Origin of the sequence: Kangiella aquimarina DSM 16071 (assembly GCF_000374105.1) — a bacterium.
GTDB classification, from domain to species: domain Bacteria; phylum Pseudomonadota; class Gammaproteobacteria; order Enterobacterales; family Kangiellaceae; genus Kangiella; species Kangiella aquimarina.
In genome coordinates this window covers 142,561-162,538 of sequence record NZ_KB893650.1, presented here as the reverse complement: position 1 = coordinate 162,538, position 19,978 = coordinate 142,561, and the positions used below count along the sequence as shown (strand labels likewise).

At 45.2% G+C, this 19,978-nt stretch carries 22 protein-coding genes; 8 read left to right on the top strand and 14 right to left on the bottom strand.

Features of this window, described 5'->3' with window-relative positions:
• The 4 genes from fis to prmA all read right to left on the bottom strand — a co-directional run bounded on the left by fis (position 1) and on the right by prmA (position 3,296).
• Entirely contained in the window at positions 1–306 is a 306-nt protein-coding gene (gene fis / locus B158_RS0100830; protein WP_012800185.1) for a DNA-binding transcriptional regulator Fis, read from the bottom strand.
• Positions 303–1,283 carry a tRNA dihydrouridine synthase DusB gene (gene dusB, locus B158_RS0100825; RefSeq protein ID WP_026309168.1) on the bottom strand — a complete coding sequence of 327 codons (981 nt, stop codon included), beginning with the start codon at positions 1,281–1,283 and terminating at the stop codon, positions 303–305. The genes fis and dusB overlap by 4 nt, the downstream gene beginning before the upstream one ends.
• Positions 1,284–1,589: 306 nt before the next feature.
• Positions 1,590–2,351 carry a zinc-ribbon and DUF3426 domain-containing protein gene (locus B158_RS0100820; RefSeq protein WP_018623422.1) on the bottom strand — a complete coding sequence of 254 codons (762 nt, stop codon included), beginning with the start codon at positions 2,349–2,351 and terminating at the stop codon, positions 1,590–1,592.
• Positions 2,352–2,408: 57 nt separating this feature from the next.
• A complete protein-coding gene (gene prmA, locus B158_RS0100815) occupies positions 2,409–3,296 on the bottom strand; it encodes a 50S ribosomal protein L11 methyltransferase (RefSeq protein WP_018623421.1) in 888 nt (295 codons plus the stop codon).
• A 168-nt stretch (positions 3,297–3,464) separates the two neighbouring features.
• Between prmA and B158_RS0100810 the strand changes: the two genes are divergently transcribed.
• Complete coding sequence (locus B158_RS0100810) at positions 3,465–4,115, top strand: lysozyme family protein (RefSeq protein WP_018623420.1); 651 nt, start codon at positions 3,465–3,467, stop codon at positions 4,113–4,115.
• A gap of 13 nt (positions 4,116–4,128) precedes the next feature.
• Positions 4,129–4,827 (top strand): hypothetical protein, encoded by a 699-nt coding sequence (locus B158_RS0100805; RefSeq protein ID WP_026309167.1) that lies wholly within the window; start codon positions 4,129–4,131, stop codon positions 4,825–4,827.
• A 61-nt stretch (positions 4,828–4,888) separates the two neighbouring features.
• On the opposite strand, the gene accC is transcribed toward B158_RS0100805, so the two are convergent.
• Genes accC through aroQ form a run of 3 tightly spaced genes read right to left on the bottom strand, consistent with a single transcriptional unit; the run spans position 4,889 to position 7,194 of the window.
• Complete coding sequence (gene accC, locus B158_RS0100800; protein ID WP_018623418.1) at positions 4,889–6,238, bottom strand: acetyl-CoA carboxylase biotin carboxylase subunit; 1,350 nt, start codon at positions 6,236–6,238, stop codon at positions 4,889–4,891.
• 44 nt (positions 6,239–6,282) lie between these two features.
• Entirely contained in the window at positions 6,283–6,741 is a 459-nt protein-coding gene (gene accB, locus B158_RS0100795) for an acetyl-CoA carboxylase biotin carboxyl carrier protein (protein ID WP_018623417.1), read from the bottom strand.
• A gap of 12 nt (positions 6,742–6,753) precedes the next feature.
• Positions 6,754–7,194 (bottom strand): type II 3-dehydroquinate dehydratase, encoded by a 441-nt coding sequence (aroQ, locus tag B158_RS0100790; RefSeq protein ID WP_018623416.1) that lies wholly within the window; start codon positions 7,192–7,194, stop codon positions 6,754–6,756.
• Between the two features lie 394 nt (positions 7,195–7,588).
• Here aroQ and B158_RS0100785 point away from each other — a divergent pair, with 394 nt between their 5' ends.
• Positions 7,589–8,299: a response regulator transcription factor gene (locus B158_RS0100785; RefSeq protein WP_018623415.1), complete on the top strand. Its 711-nt coding sequence runs from the start codon at positions 7,589–7,591 to the stop codon at positions 8,297–8,299.
• A 227-nt stretch (positions 8,300–8,526) separates the two neighbouring features.
• Complete coding sequence (locus tag B158_RS0100780; RefSeq protein ID WP_018623414.1) at positions 8,527–9,513, top strand: DMT family transporter; 987 nt, start codon at positions 8,527–8,529, stop codon at positions 9,511–9,513.
• A 72-nt stretch (positions 9,514–9,585) separates the two neighbouring features.
• Here the strand turns inward: B158_RS0100780 and B158_RS12790 are convergent, their stop codons facing one another.
• The 7 genes from B158_RS12790 to cutA form a co-directional block, all read right to left on the bottom strand.
• Positions 9,586–10,059: a hypothetical protein gene (locus B158_RS12790; protein WP_018623413.1), complete on the bottom strand. Its 474-nt coding sequence runs from the start codon at positions 10,057–10,059 to the stop codon at positions 9,586–9,588.
• 530 nt (positions 10,060–10,589) lie between these two features.
• A complete protein-coding gene (dsbD, locus tag B158_RS0100770) occupies positions 10,590–12,515 on the bottom strand; it encodes a protein-disulfide reductase DsbD (RefSeq protein WP_018623412.1) in 1,926 nt (641 codons plus the stop codon).
• Between the two features lie 149 nt (positions 12,516–12,664).
• Positions 12,665–13,570, bottom strand: a complete 906-nt coding sequence (locus B158_RS0100765) for an FAD:protein FMN transferase (protein WP_018623411.1) — start codon at positions 13,568–13,570, stop codon at positions 12,665–12,667.
• A gap of 14 nt (positions 13,571–13,584) precedes the next feature.
• Positions 13,585–14,889, bottom strand: a complete 1,305-nt coding sequence (locus tag B158_RS0100760; protein ID WP_018623410.1) for a DUF3570 domain-containing protein — start codon at positions 14,887–14,889, stop codon at positions 13,585–13,587.
• 42 nt (positions 14,890–14,931) lie between these two features.
• Entirely contained in the window at positions 14,932–15,156 is a 225-nt protein-coding gene (locus tag B158_RS0100755) for a DUF4266 domain-containing protein (protein WP_018623409.1), read from the bottom strand.
• Positions 15,153–15,689, bottom strand: coding sequence for a TlpA disulfide reductase family protein (locus tag B158_RS0100750; protein ID WP_018623408.1), 537 nt, complete (start codon positions 15,687–15,689; stop codon positions 15,153–15,155). Before B158_RS0100750 ends, B158_RS0100755 begins: the two co-directional genes overlap by 4 nt.
• A 222-nt stretch (positions 15,690–15,911) precedes the next feature.
• Positions 15,912–16,265 carry a divalent-cation tolerance protein CutA gene (cutA, locus tag B158_RS0100745; RefSeq protein WP_018623407.1) on the bottom strand — a complete coding sequence of 118 codons (354 nt, stop codon included), beginning with the start codon at positions 16,263–16,265 and terminating at the stop codon, positions 15,912–15,914.
• Between the two features lie 67 nt (positions 16,266–16,332).
• On the opposite strand from cutA, the gene B158_RS0100740 reads away from it, so the two are divergent.
• The 4 genes from B158_RS0100740 (at position 16,333) to can (ending at position 19,917) form a co-directional block, all read left to right on the top strand.
• Entirely contained in the window at positions 16,333–16,857 is a 525-nt protein-coding gene (locus B158_RS0100740; protein WP_018623406.1) for an FxsA family protein, read from the top strand.
• 160 nt (positions 16,858–17,017) lie between these two features.
• The gene (gene groES / locus B158_RS0100735; protein ID WP_018623405.1) at positions 17,018–17,308 is read left to right on the top strand and encodes a co-chaperone GroES; all 291 of its coding nucleotides are present in this window, start codon (positions 17,018–17,020) and stop codon (positions 17,306–17,308) included.
• A 44-nt stretch (positions 17,309–17,352) separates the two neighbouring features.
• Positions 17,353–18,996 (top strand): chaperonin GroEL, encoded by a 1,644-nt coding sequence (groL, locus tag B158_RS0100730; protein WP_026309165.1) that lies wholly within the window; start codon positions 17,353–17,355, stop codon positions 18,994–18,996.
• Between the two features lie 288 nt (positions 18,997–19,284).
• Positions 19,285–19,917 (top strand): carbonate dehydratase, encoded by a 633-nt coding sequence (gene can / locus B158_RS0100725; protein ID WP_018623403.1) that lies wholly within the window; start codon positions 19,285–19,287, stop codon positions 19,915–19,917.
• The last annotated feature ends 61 nt before the right edge of the window (positions 19,918–19,978 follow it).

Here is a 19,978-nt window from a genome sequence, read left to right as displayed (position 1 = left end):
TTACAGAAGATTGTAGCGTTTAAGCTTTTTACGCAAGGTACCGCGGTTTAGACCTAAAACCTGAGCGGCTTTAGTCTGGTTGTTACGCGTATAGTCCATAATGGCGCGTAGTAACGGTTCTTCCACCTGCGTTAGAACCAAGTCATAGACTTCGCTTAACGGTTGGCCATGCATTTGCTTTAAGTAATTCTGCATTGACATGGCAACGTGCTCGCGCAACGTTGGGTTGGACGCAAACGAGTTACCGTCTACAGGGTTGTCTTGGTTGTTACTTTCTCGAGTTAGATTTGTATCAAAAATAGTCATGCTGCTATAGCCTGTTGCTTTTGTTCAAAATAACGGTCTAAAACGTCCAACTGTTCAGCACCATCTTCGATGGCATTGAAGGTTCGACGAAACTCATTGGCATCTGCCTGTTCTTGCAAATACCAGGAAACGTGTTTGCGTGCGATACGAGGTCCCATCACAGCGCCATAAAACTCATGCAGAGCATTGATATGTCCAAGCAATACCTGACGCACTTCCTGCCAACTCGGTGGTGACAGCTTTTCTCCAGTTTGCAGATAATGCCAAACTTCGCGAAAAATCCAGGGGTTACCCTGTGCGCCGCGACCAATCATCAATCCGTCAACACCGGTGTAATCCAATACAAACCGGGCTTTTTCAGGGCTGGTGATATCTCCATTGGCTACTACTGGGATCGACACTGATTGCTTAATCGCCGCAATCGTATCGTATTCAGCATTACCAAGGTATTTATCCGCGCGGGTACGGCCATGAACCGCCAGCGCCTGGATGCCTGCCTGTTCCGCAATCTGGGCAATCTGGACACCATTACGGTTGTCATGATTCCAGCCAGTACGAATTTTCAGTGTCACCGGAACCTCGACCGCTGACACAACGGCATTGAGAATGTCTTCCACCAGCTTCGGATCTTGCAAAAGGGCCGAACCGGCTGCCTTTTTGCAGACCTTTTTGGCGGGACATCCCATATTAATATCAATGATTTCAGCACCATTTTGCACATTGTACTGCGCGGACTGGGCCAGCATTTCTGGCTCAGCACCGGCAATCTGCACAGAGCGGATGCCAGGCTCTCCCTGATGATTGCTACGCTGAATGCTTTTTCGCGTATTACGAAGCTTTGGGTTGGCGGCGATCATTTCAGAAACGGTCAGGCCAGCCCCAAGCTCTTTACACAGTTGACGGAAGGGACGATCAGTCACACCCGCCATCGGCGCCAGGATCAACGGATTCTCAAGTTGATAAGGACCAATTCGCATAAGCGCCATCAGGGTTGAATTTAAGGTGGCCGATCATACACGCTTTAATTCATTTTTTGAACGGAATTTGTATAAAAAAGCATCAATTTTTTGCTTGACAATAAATAGTTCAAAGGCTTAAGGGGAGGGGGCTTGCTAAATGTCAATTTGGTGGGCAATACATTACTCAGTCATTGCGAGTGATAAGAGGATCGTGGCAATCTGAGTAAGACAGTTCAGTAAATTTAACGAGATTGCACCCAAGGGCATTTCCTTTGGGCACCGTGTCGTCCGGTGGCCTCCTCGCAATGACAGATTATAAAGCACCTACTGAACCAGTTGCACCTGATAGCCGCTGTAGTGCTCAAGGCTGCTGTTGAAGCTGAAGCCGATTTGCACTGATTGACCCGGTTGGATCAAGGCATTGTGATTAACCTCGGGCAGGTACTGCTCAGGCGAGTATACTGGGCTTTTATACTGCTTGCCTTTAATGTCGCTTAAAATAACCTGTATTTTAGGGAAAGGCTGGGCAAAGTCGGCTAAGTTCTTTAGAACCATGCTGACTTCTTTTTGGCCGCCAGGACTTTCGGATACGTCGATTGAGCTAACGCGATATTGTTTGAGATCCTGAAGTGGCGGTACTACACACTGGAATACTTTGCAGGATACCTGCATCACGGGACGCCAGTTAGCATCTTGAGACAGAGTAGCTTTATTGGGCCACACATAAAGGAACCAGACGCCAAGAAAAATCAGGATTAGTCCGGCAAGAGAATAGATTGACCATTTGAAATAATGCGGAGCAGAACTGGGTGTAGCTTCGATGGCCAGTTCGTAATGCTCGCTTTTGTCTTCATCGGTAAGCTCAGGGATGGCCTTATCCATGATCTTATCTTCAGCCTTTTCAACCGTATCTTCCATCTGTGCTTTTTGCGTTTCTTTATCCAGCGATACCAATGAATCTGTGGCTAAAAATAAAGAATGGCAGTTACCGCAACGGACATGGCCCGAAGCGACTTCAAGATGTTCGCGACGCAATTTGAACACTGACTTGCAGTGCGGACAATTGGTTAAAAAGGTTTCGCTCATAGAACTGAAATGACTACCCCATAGAACAGCTGATCAATATATACTTGAAACCAGGCTTTAAGATTTCCTGGTTCCTGACAGGCGCGCCCAGTCTTCCTGTACTTTAGGAGCATCCATCTCGAACCACTGACTATATAAGCTGTTAAGCTCGCCAGCCTGAGTTTCAAGAAGGCCCGATAATACCAGATTACCGCCGAGTTGCACCGAATTTGCAATAGATTCTGCCAACTGGCGCAAAGGTTCGGCCAGAATATTGGCAACCAGAATGTCCGCTTGCGGTAGATCGACCTGTTCGGGCAATCCCAATACCAATCTATTACTGGCAATACCATTGCGTTCAAGATTCTGCCTGGTGGCTTCAATGGCCTGGGGATCGATGTCGACGGCATATACTTTTTCAGCGCCCAGCAGCAGAGATGCGATGGCCAGAATGCCGGAACCACAACCGTAATCAACGACGGTTTTGCCTTTTAAATCTGCACCATCAAGCCATTGCAGGCATAAAGCGGTAGTGGCGTGGGTACCTGTACCGAAGGCAAGGCCCGGATCGAGCTTGATATTCACTGCCTCTGGATCAGGAGCTTCACACCAGCTGGGCACAATCCATACACGGCTGCCGAATTGCATCGGTTTGAAGTTTTCCATCCATGAGCGCTCCCAATCCTGATCACGAATAATCTCCCATTCGTACTGCTGGCCAATATGTTGGGCAAATGCATGCGACTGAATAGCGCTGTCGATGTCTTTAGTATCAGCATCTGCATCGAACAGTGCCAACACGATAAGGTGTTCCCACAATGGGGTTTCGCCCGGCTTGGGCTCAAGAATCGGCTTATCTTCTGCATCCAGAAAAGTTACCGCTAGAGCACCAAGTTCCATCAGATAGTCACTCAGCGAATCTGCATCAGGGTGCTTATAGTTAAATTTTAGTTGTATCCAGGCCATAGTAAGAGCGAATCAATAATTTGCGGCTATTATAGAGGCAAAGCCTGCGATCTACTAATAGGCACATTGAATTCAGGGAATTTACTTGCTATAACCTCAATTAGGTCAGAAAAGATATTGGCCAGCTTGCCATTGGCAAGCAAGGGACAAAGGCAACAAGGAGTTTTTATGTCGCTAAAGGATAGCGTAAAGGATGCACTGATTGAGCAACTCGAAAAGCTTGAGGGGCGCGTCAATCATTTCTATTTAGATTCTGTCGGTAAGGTGACAATAGGAATCGGTCATCAAGTAGTATCAGAAGATGCTGCCGCAGAACTGCCTCTTTATATTCCCCGTATGTTCAACTGGTGGTTACGCCGTGCAACCGAAGAAGAAAAACGAGCAGAATATCAATTTGTTCAATTAAATGGGCCAGATAATCCTCGCCGTTATAAAGCCAGTTATTATAAACAATTTACTCGTTTAATAATGTTGGACCAGGACATCGAAACCTTGCTGTTTAAACATATCGAGAGCTTTTATCGAGAGTTGACTCAGCTGTATAGCAGGAATAAAGGGTTTCAGCGAAACTTTGATGATTTTCCGAATGAAGTACAGATGGCTTTATTCGATATGATATTCAATCTAGGCATGACAAACTTGCGTACCAGCTGGCCAAAGTTTAACGGTGCTATCAAGATTGAAGACTGGAAAACGGCTGCAGCAGAGTCACGTCGCAGACAGGTCTCTACAGCTCGAAATAATTATGTACGGGATTTATTTTTGATCGCACAACAATACCAGCAGGGCCAGGATGCGAAAAAATCTAAGGTTTCTTAAGCTTATAAGTTCGATGGCAGCTATACCGTTACTGGTAACATCATTGATTGGTTGCAATCAGAACAGTGATCAAAAAGTTGATAATGAAAAGAAAAAGAAATGGCTAAACCCTAACATTGTAGAGCACTTTGAAATACTGGATGAGAACTATAGTAATACACGCCTGCAACCCTATTCTCCAATACAGTTTAAGAATAATGGTGAGCGCTATTTGCAGAATTGCATGGAAATTGATGCAGCGCCTATCAATTCTGTGGTTGAAAGACAAGCCAATCTGTTGATTATGGCCAAGCTTGATTGTGCAATTGCCAAGAAATTTATCCATGCTAAGCCGGCAACTTCAAGCTATTTGCCACAGTCCTTATCTATAGACTATTTAAAACAGCTTCCTGCAAATATAACTCCAAGTTTTAATGAGCAACAGGAACGAAACGCGCAGCAGAAAACATTGGCTGAGCTCAATATTAATGAGATCAATACCGTTCAGGATAATGTGTTTGAGGTTTTGCTGAATGATGTTTTAAGCGTCAAGATTACTGAAGTTGCCAGAGCAGACTTTAATGCTGATGAGATAGAAGACTTGATGATTATGACCGAATGGCTGGTCACAGATTCAGGGGATGGTGAAGGTGTTGATTTGCTGATTATTGAAGATAAGAAACAGAACCCGAAGATTATGTGGCGCTTCATCGATGACATTAACTGGCAATAAAAAAACCGCCCAGTTTTCCTGATAAAGAAAACAGGACGGCCTAAGTAGTACAGGTTAACGCTTACTCTTTCTCGCCAAACATATGTTGTTCCAGATAGTGGATGTTAGTACCACCTTTATGGAAGTTTGCATCAGCAAGAATACGTTTCTGTAATGGAATGTTAGTTTTAATACCGTCAATCACAATTTCTTCCAATGCCATCTGCATACGTGCAATCGCAACTTCGCGAGTTTCACCATGTGTGATCAGTTTACCGATCATTGAATCATAGTATGGCGGAACTTTGTAAGTTGCATAAATATGCGAGTCAATACGAATCCCGGGACCACCTGGCGCATGATAGCGCTGAATAACACCTGGCGATGGAATGAAAGTGTCAGGATCTTCAGCATTAATACGACACTCGATTGAGTGACCGTTCAGTTTGATGTCTTCCTGCTTGAACGATAGCGGCTGATTGCTGGCGATACGCAGCTGTTCCTTAATGATATCCACACCAGTGATCAGTTCAGTTACTGGATGCTCTACCTGAACACGGGTGTTCATCTCGATGAAATAGAACTCGCCTTTTTCATACAAGAATTCAAACGTACCCGCACCTCGGTAGCCAATCTCTTTACAGGCCTGCACACAGCGCTCACCAATATGACGACGCATCTGCTCAGAAATGCCTGGAGCTGGCGCTTCTTCAACCACTTTCTGGTGACGACGTTGCATTGAGCAGTCACGCTCACCAAGGTAAATCGCATTACCGTGGCTATCTGCTAAAACTTGAATCTCAATATGACGTGGGTTTTCCAGGAATTTTTCCATGTAAACCATGTCATTGTTGAATGCAGAGCCCGCTTCGGCTTTGGTCAGCTCAATGGCTTTAACCAGTTCGCTTTCTTTGCGCACCACACGCATACCGCGACCACCGCCACCGCCGGCAGCTTTAATGATCACCGGATAACCGATGCGCTTGGCCATGGCAATGTTATCTTTTTCGTTATTACCTAATGGGCCGTCTGAACCAGGTACGCAGGGTACGCCAGCTTTTTTCATCGCTGAAATTGCGGAAACTTTGTCGCCCATCAGTCGGATAGTGTCTGCTCTTGGACCGATGAAAGTGAAACCACTTTGCTCAACCTGTTCGGCAAAATCTGCATTTTCGGCAAGGAAACCGTAACCGGGGTGAATACCCACTGCATCGGTAATTTCAGCCGCTGAAATAATCGCAGGGATATTTAAGTAGCTGGCTTGCGCTGAAGCCGGACCGATGCACACTGACTCGTCGGCCAGACGGACGTGCATCAAGTCTTCGTCAGCGGTCGAGTGCACGGCGACGGTCTTGATTCCCAATTCGCGGCAGGCGCGCAAAATGCGCAAGGCAATTTCACCGCGATTGGCTATGACCACTTTTTCTAACATATTCAGTGTCCTATTCATTCATGGGCTTTTACAAGCCGTAGGATTTACTCAATGATGAACATTGGCTCGTCGTATTCAACAGGCTCGCCGTTGGATACCAGGATCGCTTTTACCGTACCGGTAACGTCCGATTCGATCTGGTTCATCATCTTCATCGCTTCAACAATGCACAGAACATCGCCTGCTTTAACTTGTTGACCAACCTGGACAAAGTCTTTGGCGCCAGGCGATGGAGCGGCATAGAAAGTACCAACCATTGGTGAACGGATAATATGGCCACTCATTTCAGGCTCAGCTGATTGAGCAGGTGCACTCTCCTGTTGTGGTGCCGGAGCTGCATGTGGCGCTGGCGCTGCTTGAGGAACCGAATAATGAATTGGTGCTGGAGCGGCTGAGCTGTGACGAGAAATACGAACTGACTCTTCACCTTCCTGGATTTCCAGTTCGGCAACGCCAGATTCTTCGACCAACTCAATTAGTTTTTTAATTTTGCGTAAATCCATAATCACTACCTGTTAATGTTGTAGGGTTTTAATGGCTGCATCAATGGCGTAGCGGTAGCTGTCCGCCCCAAACCCAGCCACTACGGCTAGCGCGACATCACTGAAATAGGAGTGACGACGAAAAGCTTCGCGACGGTGTGGGTTTGATAGATGCACTTCGATAAAGGGAATATCAACTGCAAGCAGAGCATCGCGTAAAGCAACACTGGTATGCGTAAATGCAGCTGGATTAATAACAATTAGCGACACATTGTCGACTTTTGCATGTTGGATAGCGTTAATTAACTCAGCTTCAGAGTTACTTTGCAGGCTGGAAAAGCGCATATTGGCTGACTCGACCTGCTTTCTGGCGGCCATATCAATGCTTTCAAGGCTATCGCTGCCGTAAACGTCAGGCTCACGTTGTCCAAGAAGATTAAGATTTGGGCCATGTAGAAGCAAAATATGTGCCATACCATTACCTAAGTAACGCTAAAAATAGCTTAAATTCGGTTATTTTCGCTGAAAAGTCAGTTTATCGGTATGGAGTCGGTTTTTAAAGCCGATCCAGTGTGACGCAGTAAGCAAAAAATAAGATGGTGCATTTTACAGTAAGTTAGAAGCAAATAACCACATTTAATCTTAATGGTCGGAGTAGTTTTACATTGGCAATAGTCTAAGTAACGGACGTCTACAAATTGATACATAATAATTTTACATTTCAAAAAAATCTGCTAGTGTAGTTGAGGCGTATAAAAAATAAACAGAAGCATTTTGTAAACTTATTACAGTGCCTACGCAGTGGAATTTGCAAGGAGTCTCAAGCGAGCAATAACAGAGCGAGAAAGAGCAAAGGGAGTACGGAGACATGTCTAAATTACCAAAAGTGTTGCATCTGGTTCAGGAGTTCGAGTTCGATGAACCATATCTGGTGGCATTAAAAGATGCTGGTTACCAGTGTTATATTGGCAAGGATAGAAAACATCTGCTGAAACAGCTAGAAGCGGAAGAATTTGATCTGCTGATACTGGATTGGCGTAACGATGATACCACTGAATGGCTACTGGAACAGATACGTGAGTTCTTACAGTGGCGGGGCCCAATTCTTTTCATAGCAGACAAAGGCGAAGAAAAGCAGCTACATCAGGTCTGCACACACCATTTCGATAACTTCCTTACCCGACCGATTCTGCCCAATACACTACTAAGCTATGCCAACAGACTGGTCAATGATTCAAGATATACCATGCACCAGGATAACTTTGAGCTTGGACCTTATAAAATCGCAATGGGGCTTAAGCAAATTAGTTTTAATGATAAGCCGATAAGTCTCACCTCAAAAGAGTTTGATCTGGGAGCTTTATTTCTGAGAAACCCCGGGCGTCTTTACTCGCGAAAATTTCTGCTCAAGAAGATATGGGGCATTGATTGTGATATCAGTACCAGAACGGTTGACGCTCATGTCAGCTCATTGAGGAAGAAGCTTAATATTAAGGGCGACGGAATGTATCGTATCAAAACTGTTTATCAGCATGGCTATCGCCTGGAGCTGTTAGAAGAAACCGAAGCTGTCGCATAAACTATTCTGAATAAAACCTACCATAGCTAAGAATTTAAGGCTTCCTTGGTTAAGGAAGCCTCAATATCAATCTAATATTAATAAATAAGTGCGAAGGCGTAATCTGAATAAGGCCTTCATATAACTTTAATTTATAACAGGGATGAAAAAAGATCGTTTTTCTTATTTGAACGAAATTCATACAATGCGCGGCTCTATCAGATTGATTGTTTTGGGCAGGGCATATCATGACAAAATTACCTCAGCAGCAACTAGCATTTGCCGGTTTAATCCTGGCGGTCATTCTATGGTCAGCATCATTTGTTGCCATGAAGCTCGCGATTGCGGAATTTGGACCGATCATGACGGTATTCCTGCGCATGATTCTGGCCACCGCAGTATTGATTTTCTTCCTGCCGCCGATGGCGAAGAAGCAGCAGTATCAGAAAGGCGACTGGTGGCTATTATTATTGTTAGCTCTATGTGAGCCGTGCCTATACTTTATTTTTGAAAGCTATGCACTGACTTACACTACAGCATCAGAAGCAGGTATGGTGACAGCATTGCAGCCGCTTCTGGTAGCAGTAGGCGCTTACTATCTTTTGAAGGAAAAGCTCAATAGCCGCCTAGTAGTTGGCTGTATTATAGCGGTTGTAGGAGTCATCTGGCTGACCCTATCCGGCTCATCCAGTGAACACGCCTCAAACCCAATGCTGGGTAATGCATTGGAGTTTGGCGCCATTCTGGCAGCAACCGGCTATTGCTTATTAGCCCGTCGTCTGTCGCAACGTTATTCGCCGGTGTTCTTAACATTACTGCAAACTGTGATGGGTAGTATCTTCTTCCTGCCGCTAATATTTGTGCAGGGTGCCCCTATCAGTTTTGATGTGTCGGCGGAAGCAGTATTGGCCATCATGTTCCTCGCCTTCGGCGTCAACATCTTTGCCTTTACCTGCTACAACTTTGCGTTCAAAACAATGCCAGCCAGCCAGGTCGGTAGTTTAATGAACTTACTGCCTCTTGGCACAATGTTCTTTGGTTGGGCGTTGTTAGGTGAAACACTAAACAACATGCAGTATGTGGCGGCAGGGCTGGTCCTATTCGGCGTCATCTGGTCACAGACCAAACCACGCCCGAAAACAGTCTTCATCGAACAAGATATGGTTACCCGCTCATTGCGCCATAAAGCAAAGCAAAAAATTCGTAAAAGTTTTGGCTTAGTAGAAACCCCTTAGTGTGTGTTAAGCCAAGGAGAAAGCCGGCGCAAGCCGGCTTTTTTTTGCAGAATTATTTGATGAGTGCGCTGGTTAATCGAATGTAAAAGGACTTTCGATAAGGATTATTCCAGACTCTTTATATCGAGCATGGATATCTTTTTTATCCCAGTTATGAGGCATAGATTTTGACTTTAATGACTTATCTTCTTCTTTAGTGATAATGGCAATCCTCCAATATTTATCAAACAAACTCTTTACATAATCAATTGAGAGAGTATTTTGTGCTGCAGCAATTTCGCATGGTCTTTGGATATATTCTCTTTTAGGGACCATGTGCTCAAATATTAAACCTGAAAATATATTAGATTTTACTGTTTGCAAGGCCGGTTTAGAGTAGAAGTGCCCACAAAGATATTTATGCTTCGCCGGGTGTAAATTAAGGAAAGTATTGGAGGGAAATTTGTTCAAGCCTTCTCGCAGCCCTTTAACTAGTATTTGGTCATTCCAGTCGATCGAGGTTAGCAGCTTATAATAAGCAGAAATAAGGGGTGATAAATCATACATTTTTTTCTCCATAGAGACTTTTGATTTTATAACCTAACAGTTATAGATAAAGATAAGCAATTATTAATGCAGATAAAATATCAGGCTTGCTCCAATAGACCCCTTTGATTGAGCTGAGTAGTAGACAAGGCATAGCAATTCAAATCGTGGAAGATTTGAATAGTAAAATTCGGGCCAGGGATGGAACGTATTTTACGGTGCGTTAAATGGCTTGGCGAATACGAAGGAAGTTGAGCAAGGCGAAACCTCAATCACGGGGTGTCTTTTCTTTTCGTCTCTTTTCTTTGGACAAGCAAAGAAAAGGGACTCGCTGAGTAGCGAAACAACAAGTGAAGGAATGGAATTTATAAGAGCATGGATTTACCCGAGGGTATTCCTTGCAGTCACCCACTTTCGTGGGAATGACATGAGTTGAAATTAAAGGTTATTGACTGGCCGAGTGGCGAAACAAAAAAGATAAAAAGTCACTGGATGCAGCGGTACTCAAGGGGGCAGACCCTGAAGCCGCGGCATGACAAAAAGTAAAAAAACTACAACCCAAAAGCTGCCTCAATTCTTCTAACAAAAACATCTGCTTCTTCAAAGCCATTAGCACGGTACTGAGTCAGTTCGTTGCCTTCCAGGTCAAAAAAGAGAATGCTGGGTAAGCCGAGTATGTTAAAGGCGTTCATGAGTTGAATATCTTGCGGATCATTGGCGGTGACATCGGCCTGGAGTAATACGGTATTGCCAAGCGCAGCATGTACTGCTGGATCAGTAAACACGAGTGCTTCAAATTCATAGCAGGCAGCGCACCATACGGCAAAGAAATCGACCATGACGGTTTTGCCTTGCGCATTGGCTTCGGCTACGCGCTGCTCTAGCTGTGACAGAGTTTTAATCCGTTCAAATTGCAGATGAGGTTTTGAACTATCGGTCAGAGTGCCCTGGGGTTTCATCTGGGCTGGTCCTTCTGCCATCTGTGAGTACTCTGTGGTCATCATAGAATAAGACTGACCTAGAGGTTGTAGTAAGTTGCGATTACCCTGTGCTCCGCCTATCACCAGTAGCGCACCGTAAATCATCAGAACCAGACCTAAACCGGCAAACAAGTTGCGCCAGCCAACATTTGGAAGTTGATTTTTGAACAGGTAGTAGCCCGGAATAAGCGCCAATAACGACCAGCCGTACATATAAATGCTGTTAGGCAGCAGGTGTTTAATCAGGTAAAGGGCAACGGCCAGCATGGCGACCCCAAAAGCGGCTTTGATGGCATTCATCCAGTTACCCGCTTTAGGTAGGAATCGTCCTTCGGTAACAGCGATAATGATCAGTGGGATACCCATACCGATGCCGAGTCCATAAAGCGAAACCGCACCTAATAGAATGTCACCGGTTTGCGCAATGATCAGTAGGATGGCAATCAATGGCACAGTCACACAGGGTGAAACAATTAAGGCTGAAATGGCACCCATAATCGCACTGCCAATATAGCTCCCTGTTTTCTGACTGTTACTTTTTTCCGCCAGTTTCGCCTGTAAACTTGATGGAAGCTGCAGTTCGTAAAAACCAAACATGGATAGCGACAACAGAACAAAAACAATCGCGGCACCAATTACAAAGCCTGGGCTTTGCAGGTAGCCAGAAAGCGATTGCCCCGCCAGTGCAACCAGCACCCCGAAAATGGTATAGACGATGGCCATGGCCTGAGTGTAACTCAAGGCCAGTCCGAAGGCTTTACGAGTGGTGAGATCTTTACCCTGACCAGCGATAATCCCTGAGATAATCGGAATCATTGGAAAGACGCAAGGCGTGAAAGTCAGGCCTAATCCAATCAGAATAAATTTAAAGAAGTTCCAAAAAACGCCTTTTTCCTCAAGATCTTCCATCAAGCTCTGCTGTTCGCTGACAAAGGCTTCCTTGCCATCTTTAGAAGCAGTCGCAGCATCTTTTGCATCAGAATTTATTGAAGCGGTACCGCTATTGGCAAGAGCTAATGTAGAAGCAGGAACTTCCAGGGTGACTTCACGAGTAGTTGGCGGATAACAGAGTCTATCTTCAGCGCACCCCTGAAAATCTATACTCAGCGTCAACGGGTTGGTGGCATTGGAATAAGGCACCGCAATTTCAATAAAATGATAATAGACTTCGGTCTGTCCTAAGTAAGGATCGTCTTTTTCCTTGCCATCCGGAATCAGTGGCTCGCCAAGAGTGGCGTTGTCGCTTTTGAAACCAAAACGCTCACGATACATATAATAGCCATCAGCGATTTCAAATTTAACCAATACGGTGTTGTCTAAAATTTCGGCCTGAAGCACAAAAGCATCGTCGACCTTAAGCAGCTCCTCTTCTTCGCCAAGCAGACTATTGAGATCGATCTGGGCTGCCTGTGAGCTATTTGAAGATAGTCCCAGGGCGATGAAGCTAAAAAGCGCTAATAAAAAGCTGTGAATAGATGTTTTGATGCCGATTTTCATGTGAAAAATGACCTTTGATAATGATTAACCGCAGTTCAATCGCTGAAATAACACGTTATTTTACGCAAAGCCAGGTGAACTGTATGTAAATTCCTGAAAGCCAGTGTCAGCTTTCTGTAAATAATCTGCTTAATTGAACTATTTTGTCCTTATCTTCGCTGAATCCAGTGCTCTACTTCCTGTGACTGTAGAAAAGTTTCAGCTTCTTTACCCTGCAACATAGCCAGCGTTGATAGCATTCCCGCCTGAGTACAGTTACTGGCGAGTACTGTAACCGATGCAGGAGCATCGGCAACGGGCCAGCCAGTTTTTGGGTTAAGCACATGACTTAACACTTTGTTGTTATGCAACAGATAACGCTTACTGTCGCCACTGGTTGCAACTCCCCCATGTTTTAAGGCTACCTGTGGAGGTACGGTATTTTGCCCCAAAGCCAGTGGCTCAATACCAATCAGCCAATGTTCGCGACTGACCGGTGGTGCGGTTGCCACTATGTCGCCACCAAAGTTGATCAATATTGGCAGTTCAGTAATTTGGCGAGCCAGCTGTGCCGCTGAGTCGACCGCATATTCTTTACCGATGCCACCGAAGTCAAGCGCCATGCCCGCTGGCATTTGCAACCGTGGATTTGTCCAGGACACCTTTTGCCAACCGATTTTGGGCAACAGTTTATCAATATCATTCTGGTATGGGACGTTAGAACTGCCGTCGAATTTCCAGATCTTACCAAGCACACCGGAGGTGATATCAAACATGCCATCACTGACCTCAAAACACAGATCGGCAAAGTCCAGTAGGCGCGCCGTTTCAGCGTCCACCTCAACGGGGTCTCCGTCCGCGTTGTTGATGCGGTAAATGATATTGTCAGTACGGTAACGACTGAAGGTACTTTCAATGCGCCAGGCTTCGTCAGCGACAGTTTGAGTGACTTTTTCGGCCAGTTCCTGATCCGATGTTTCGATAATTACCTCACAGGGGCCTGCCATGGCAGTGAAATGGCCGGTGACAAAGCCCTGTGAGGTTTTATAGGCAATCGTATGCAATGCCTCATTCATGAGCGGAACAGTCGTTAGAAGGAGTAATTGACCCTTAACATAACGGCATTCCAGTCCGGTAACAAGGTTTGCTGCTGCAGCACACCATATTTTTCCGGTTCAGTTGGAGTCTGGTTATACAGCTCCAGAGCCATACGCCATTGATTGCCGCCGGATGATTTCCAGCCGTACTCCAAACCGAGTGTGATGGCATCATATTCAGCCAAACGGTAATCCGAAGATGCGAATTGTGGCAAAGGCTGATCCTGACGCAGATAGGGCTGGTAAAAATCAGCCTGGGTCTGGGTGTAATAACGAACATGAGGCTGTAGGTAGTCGCCATTATCGAAAGCAAAGCGATACTTCAGATCGACTGTATGCGAATCTATTTCCCAGTCGTCCGTCATGTAACGATAGGAAACATCAAGAATGTCGCCATCAATATAACGTTTGTAGCGACCGAACAGACCGTGCTTGGTGCGTTCATCAGGACGGTTTTCGAAAAGAACATTGGCAACCGGTATGCCGTCATCAAAGTAATTGCCCTGGTCATCTAGCACACTCAGTACCTTGTATGGGTCATTGTGATATCCATCTGACATACTATAAGAGTAGTTAAATTGGAACAGACTCTCTCTATCAATGACCTGGGTAATGCCGACTAATAAATCCAGCGTGTCCTTATCTTGACTACCGCTCAATTTATTTTGCGGATCGCCAACTGGCTGCATCCTGCCAAAAGCAATTGGTGCACCGCCGACAGGATCAATCGAATCGAAGGCATAGGACAGGCCAGCGAACAGGGTACTGTTACGGTTGTTAAAGTCGTAACTGATATTGCCATTAATCGAGGCCGACAGGTAGTCATACTCTTTGGAAATATTGGCTCCAAGGCCGGCTTTGGTCATATCGGAAACTGGGAAAGTCCAGCTAGTAGCCAAGGCTACGCGAGTATCCTTGAAAGTATCATCCAAAGGGTATTGATTGGCATTCACCGTATAACTGGCGTTGCCAGAAGGACGGGTAAAAGTCAGCGGTTGGTCGCTGGCAACCGCACCGCTTGGCGATGCACCGGTTAAAGAGTCAACGGTTAGCTTGAGGTTCAGATACTCTTCTTCATCCAGACGTTTATTGGCATTGAAAACGGGTTCTATGGCTGAAACACGACTGTCGCTTTCCGAGTAAAACAAAAATGCGGCATCAAATTTCCAGTCACCAATCGCCTGCTCTTTACTGGCTGGTGTAGTTTGTTCCTGACCCTCTTCAGCCTGTGCAGTACCTGTTATAAGGGTTAGCGTGGCAGTGGCCAGCGCCGATTTTAGTAGTAAATTCTTTTTCATGGGTGAGTACTCACTATTGTTCTCAGTTCTGGGGATTAGTCTCTAGTTACAGCCACAACCGCCGCCAGCATAGGCGCGACCACCGCTAGAGGCTTCCTTACTGAAATAAATATGGTCGTCAAGTGCGTCAGTTAACGGTTGCTCATCAAGCGCCATTTCGGGCTTGGCAAGCAGGTCTTTTTCCCAGGCATTGACGCCCATGGTGGAACATCCGCTCAAAACACTAAAACCAAGGATGGCGAGTAACAGTAGTAATTTTTGTTTCATTCTGAATCTCCTGAGTTGCTGGCACTGGAGGCTCCAGCATTGACTGATTGTTCGGACAGTAAGGATTCGATCTGTTGTTCGAGTTTGGAAACGTCTTTCTGACGGAAACCACGATGGCGGTATTTGGCAGCTCCAGTCTGATCTAGCAGGTAGCTGGTCGGCATGGCATCAACTTTAAAGTATTTGGCTAACTCACCATTCTGGTCATAAAAGATTGTGAAATTGGCTGGGTATTGAGCTAAAAACTGCTCTGCGGCACCCGGCTCGGAATCCTCATTGATGGCGATAATGACAAAATTATCCTCACCATAGGTTTGCTGGAGATCATTCATGACTGGAAATGATTGGCGGCAGGGGCCACACCAGGAAGCCCAGAAATCCACATAAACCACTTTGCCCTGATACTGCTCGAGATTGAGTTGGTCTAACAGATTCTTGTGTTCAGCATCTCCGGCTGTGGCGATAGATGAACCGAGTGAACTAACAGCCAGCAGAAGCAGGCTCGAATAGAGCTGTTTGAAAGGTGTTCGCATGATACAAGCCTAAATATGACATATTAATGTTGGCTAATATGAGCGCAGGCTTGATCTGGAGCAACGAACAAATGCGCGTTTGTTCTTCTCAATAGCTAAAAAGGTAGGGGACATATGTCCATTTAGGGCTATTACAGAGCTCGAAGCAACAATAAATCAATTACTTAGAATGGATGAGGCACAGCTCTCAATAAACACTTAATTTCAGAACGATTGGTCTGGTTAAAAGCGAAGACTGTTTTCAAGCCATTCAAGATAAGCCGATGACGCCTGCTCAATATTACAGCTGATCAGCTCAAAAACATCGTAGGGATGCTCTTTTTCCAGCAGCTCACCCAGTTCCGCCATTAACTCAGCATGGGTCTTAATGATCATCAGAACTTCTGCGTCCTTTTCAATAGCAGAGCGACCAGAAGCGTCATTCCAGCGATAAACACTGGTGATATTAGGCACAATGTTGACGCAGGCTGCCAACTGGTCACTGACCATCAGCTCGGCAAGCCGCTCAGCCGTTTCCTGATCCGGTGCGGTGCACAGGGCTACTTGAAAATCTTCCTGTTCAGAAAGTCGTGTCATATCCGTCGAACTTGTGATTTACTCGAGTGTCCCCATTATAAAGCTATCCTTAATCAAAGACACACTTATGTTTTTTCGATCATTTTTTCTGCTGTTCCTTATCCTCGCCGTTCTTGAAATCTATGTGCTGATTGAAGTTGGCAATTGGTTAGGTGCACCGGCGACCATTGGCCTGATACTGTTAACCGGTATCATCGGCGTGGGGTTACTGAAGCATCAGGGTTTATCAGTCTTCGAACGTTTCAAAGGCAAGATGCAGCAGGGGCAGGCTCCAGCCCAGGAAATCATTGAGGGTGTGCTATTAATTATTGCTGGCGCCTTTCTGATAACCCCCGGCTTTGTGACAGATACCATAGGTTTTCTGTGGTTAATACCTGCGACTCGCAGCGCATTCGCCAAAGGAATGATTAAAGCCGGCTGGTTTAAGTTCCAGAAAATGAACGGGCAGGGTAATTTTTACTACCAATACAACCAGCAAAGCGAGACCCGCACCAGAACGGAGCAAGAAGAACGCCATGAGGAGCAAACCAAAGTCAGCGGTAGTCGTATTATAGAAGGTGAATACGAGCGAAAAGACGATGAAAAACATTAGGTTAGATAAAAGGAATAAAAAATTAAAAAAATTAGCACTCAGACCCCTTGAGTGCCAGGAAAACGCCCCCATATAAAGCCGCAACTAATTTTTATTAGGTTCTTTCTTAAAAACAAACTTTCTATAGTGAGTTAACTACTTTCTATACCAGGAGAAAAACATGAACTTACGTCCATTACATGATCGCGTCATCGTGCGCCGTTTAGAAGAAGAAACAACCTCAGCTGGCGGTATCGTGATTCCTGATAACGCTAAAGAAAAGCCAAGTCGCGGTGAAGTTCTTGCCGTGGGTAACGGTAAGCCACTGGATTCAGGTGAACTTCGCGCTGTCGACGTTAAAGTTGGCGATAAAGTGTTATTTGGAAAATATGCCGGTACTGAAGTTAAAGCTGACGGCGAAGAACTTCTAGTTTTGCGTGAAGACGACATCATGGCCGTAATTGAAGGCTAATTGATAGAAATTAACCGAAATTCAACTAATTTTAGAGGAAAATAATCATGGCAAAAGACGTACGTTTTGGAGATGACGCCCGCAAACGCATGCTAAAAGGCGTTAACACTCTAGCTAACGCAGTACGCGTAACTTTAGGTCCTAAAGGCCGTAATGTTGTTCTAGACAAATCATTCGGTGCCCCAACCATCACTAAAGATGGTGTTTCAGTTGCAAAAGAAATCGAGCTTGAAGATAAGTTCGAGAACATGGGCGCACAGATGCTAAAAGAAGTAGCATCACAAACTAACGATATCGCCGGTGACGGTACCACAACTGCTACCGTATTGGCTCAGTCAATCGTTACTGAAGGCCTGAAAGCAGTTGCTGCTGGCATGAACCCAATGGATCTTAAGCGCGGTATCGAAAAAGCAGTAACCGCTGCGGTTGAAGAGTTGAAAACCATCTCAGTACCTTGTGAAGATCAAAAAGCTATCGCTCAGGTAGGTACTATTTCAGCAAACTCTGACGAAAGCGTCGGTAAAATCATTGCTGAAGCAATGGCTAAAGTGGGTAAAGAAGGCGTTATCACCGTTGAAGAAGGTTCAGGTCTGCACAACGAACTAGACGTTGTAGAAGGTATGCAGTTTGACCGTGGTTACCTGTCTCCTTACTTCGTGACTAACGCTGAAAGCATGCAGGCTGAACTTGAAAACCCATACATCCTGTTGGTTGACAAGAAAATCTCAAATATCCGCGAATTATTGCCTGTATTGGAAGGCGTTGCTAAAGCCAGCCGTCCATTATTGATCATCGCTGAAGATGTTGAAGGCGAAGCACTGGCAACTCTAGTGGTCAACACCATGCGCGGTATCGTGAAAGTTGCTGCGGTTAAAGCTCCAGGTTTCGGTGACCGTCGTAAAGCCATGCTTGAAGACATCGCAATCTTAACCGGTGCGACAGTGATTTCTGAAGATATTGGCATGAGCCTAGAGAACACTACACTTGAGCAACTGGGTACAGCGAAAAGCGTTCAAATCACTAAAGAAAACACAACTATCATTGATGGTGCCGGTGACAAAGCGCAAATCGAAGGCCGTGTTAGACAGATTCGTGCGCAAATCGAAGAAACTTCATCTGACTACGACCGTGAAAAACTACAAGAGCGCGTTGCTAAATTGGCAGGCGGTGTTGCAGTAATCAAAGTCGGCGCAGCCACAGAAGTTGAAATGAAAGAAAAGAAAGACCGTGTTGACGATGCACTACACGCAACTCGCGCCGCAGTAGAAGAAGGCGTTGTTGCAGGTGGTGGTACAGCACTAGTACGCGTACTTTCTAAATTGGCAGACCTACGTGGTGACAACGAAGAGCAAAACGTTGGTATCAAAATTGCACTTCGCGCAATGGAATCACCTCTACGTCAAATCGTTTCTAATGCCGGTGCAGAGCCAGCAGTAATCGTAGATAAGGTAAAAGCTGGCGAAGGTAACTTCGGTTACAACGCAGCAACAGGCGAATTCGGTGACGTCGTAGAAATGGGTATTCTAGACCCAGCCAAAGTAACTCGTAGCGCCCTACAAAACGCCGCTTCTATCGCAGCTCTAATGATTACCACAGAAGCAATGGTAACTGAGCTACCGAAGGAAGAAGGTGGTGCACCTGATATGGGTGGTATGGGTGGTATGGGCGGTATGCCTGGGATGATGTAATTTAACGGGTCTTTTTGCTGCATTTCTTTGTTAGGTTAACTTTTACGCTTGGTCATTGGCTGTTTGCCAACTCCCGCGCTTAAAAAGTTAACCTGCCTCGAACTGAAGCAAAAATCCTCCGTTAAATCAGTGCTATTCAGAACTACTGATACTTGAAAGGCCCCGCAAATGCGGGGCTTTTTTTTGCCTATTTGAAAATTATAGGTTAGAAGACCTTGCGGAAATAAACGTGCTATTATGCGCGAATACAAGTTGCCTATTATGCAATAGCAAAGACGAGAACAAATAATGGAAGGCATAAAAAAATTATTCAAGAATAATAAAGCGTGGGCTGAGCAGGCTGAACGTAATTCTCCTGGCTATTTTAAAATCCTATCGGAACAGCAGTCTCCAAGGTATTTGTGGATAGGGTGCTCTGATAGCAGGGTGCCAGCCAATCAAATCACGGGTTTGATGCCTGGCGAGGTGTTTGTTCATCGCAATGTTGCCAATATTGTTTCTAATAGTGATTTGAATTGTTTATCTGTTATCCAATATGCAGTGGAGGTTCTTAAAGTCAGACATATCGTCGTATGTGGGCATTATGGTTGCGGTGGGGTTAATGTGGCGCTTTCTAATCGTAAACATGGGCTGATTGATAACTGGCTGAGCAATATCAAGGAAATTTATCTAAAGCATGAGCCAGAATTTAAGCTGATTAAAAACGAAGAAGAGCGCTCAAATCTATTATGTGAACTGAATGTAATTGAACAGGTAGGCAACGTTTGTCGTACAACCGTGGTCCAGGATGCCTGGTCGCGCGATCAGGCTTTAAGTGTGCATGGCTGGTGTTACAGCTTAAATAATGGACTATTAAAAGATTTGAAAGTCTCTGTCAGCAGTAAAAAACAGGTGCCTGAAATTTTCAATTATCATGAATAAACGGTAAGCTGGTGTTAACTGTGCTTTTGGGGAAGCATGGTAATTAGAAGAATGCCTACAA